This window comes from Agrobacterium bohemicum (assembly GCF_002896715.1).
Lineage (GTDB): Bacteria > Pseudomonadota > Alphaproteobacteria > Rhizobiales > Rhizobiaceae > Agrobacterium > Agrobacterium bohemicum.
Genome location: NZ_PGEL01000003.1, coordinates 1 through 1,321 on the forward strand (window position 1 = coordinate 1; position 1,321 = coordinate 1,321).

Sequence of the window (1,321 nt, forward strand, 5' to 3'; positions counted from 1 at the left end):
TGAACCGCGCCGGGTTTGCCGGAGGCCATTTCGTTTAAGTTATGCGGCCATGGCTGGTTCGTCCAGCATGGCGTAGTATTGATCCTCGGCTTCGGCTGGCGGTATGTTTCCGATGGGTTCCAGGAGGCGTCGGTGATTGAACCAGTCTACCCATTCCAGGGTGGCGAATTCGACCGCTTCGAAGTTCCTCCATGGCCCGCGTCGATGGATGACCTCGGCCTTGTAAAGACCGTTGATCGTTTCGGCGAGGGCATTGTCGTAACTGTCGCCGATGCTTCCGACAGACGGCTCGATGCCAGCTTCTGCCAATCGCTCGGAATACCGAATGGACACGTATTGAACGCCGCGATCCGAGTGATGCACGAGGCCGCCGCCATGAGCGGGACGCCGATCATGAAGTGCCTGCTCCAGCGCATCGAGGACGAAGCTCGCATGTGCTGTCCGGCTTGCCCGCCAGCCGATGATGCGACGAGCGAAGACGTCGATGACAAAGGCCACGTAGACGAAACCCTGCCAGGTGGCGACATAGGTGAAGTCCGAAACCCACAGCCTGTTTGGTGCTGGGGCTTTGAACTGGCGGTTAACCCGGTCAAGCGGGCTCGGGGCCGTTTTGTCCGGGAATGTCGTGCGGACCGGCTTTCCTCGAATGATCCCCTGCAGGCTCATCGACCTCATAAGTCTGGCGACAGTGCAGCGGGCGACGTCAAAACCTTCACGCTTCAATTGCCGCCAGACCTTGCGAACGCCATAGACGCGGAAATTCTGCTCGAAGACACGACGTATCTCGATCTTCAGGCTGATATCGCTGCGGGCACGGATCGACAGGCGATCCACGTCCAGTCGCTTGGCGACGTTCTCGTAGTAGGTTGATGGGGCAATCGGCAGTAGGCTGCAGATCGGCTCGACCCCGAACACGCCACGGTGTTCGTCGATGAACGAGATCATCGCTTGAAGGGGCGGTCGAGCTCCGCCATCGCGAAATAGGCCGACGCCTTGCGCAGAATCTCGTTGGCCTGGCGAAGTTCTCGGTTCTCACGCTCCAGAGCCTTCATCTTCTCGGCCACGTCGCTCGGCAGACCTGCTCGTTTGCCGGTGTCGACCTCGGTCTTCTTGACCCATTCGTGCAGCGTGGCTGGCGCGCAGCCGATCTTGGCCGCAATAGATGAAACGGCAGCCCAGCGTGATGGATGCTCGGCTTCGTGATCCAGCACCATACGGATGGCACGGTTGCGGACTTCAGGTGAAAACTTGTTCGTTGTCTTGCTCATGGTGACTCCACTTTCTCAGAAGTTGGAGCCTCCGGCAAACCCGGCGCGGTTCA

General features: G+C 59.4%; 1 protein-coding gene and 1 other annotated feature. The gene reads right to left on the minus strand.

The window, feature by feature from the left end; translation table 11 throughout:
* Positions 1-39: 39 nt before the first annotated feature.
* Positions 40-1,268 (minus strand): IS3 family transposase gene (locus CUC55_RS00015; protein WP_103086611.1). Its coding sequence is split into 2 segments (ribosomal slippage): positions 40-974 and positions 974-1,268, totalling 1,230 coding nucleotides; the frame shifts between segments, so codons are not numbered across the junction.
* Positions 871-987, minus strand: a sequence feature (AL1L pseudoknot). It overlaps the preceding gene by 117 nt.
* Positions 1,269-1,321 lie beyond the last annotated feature (53 nt).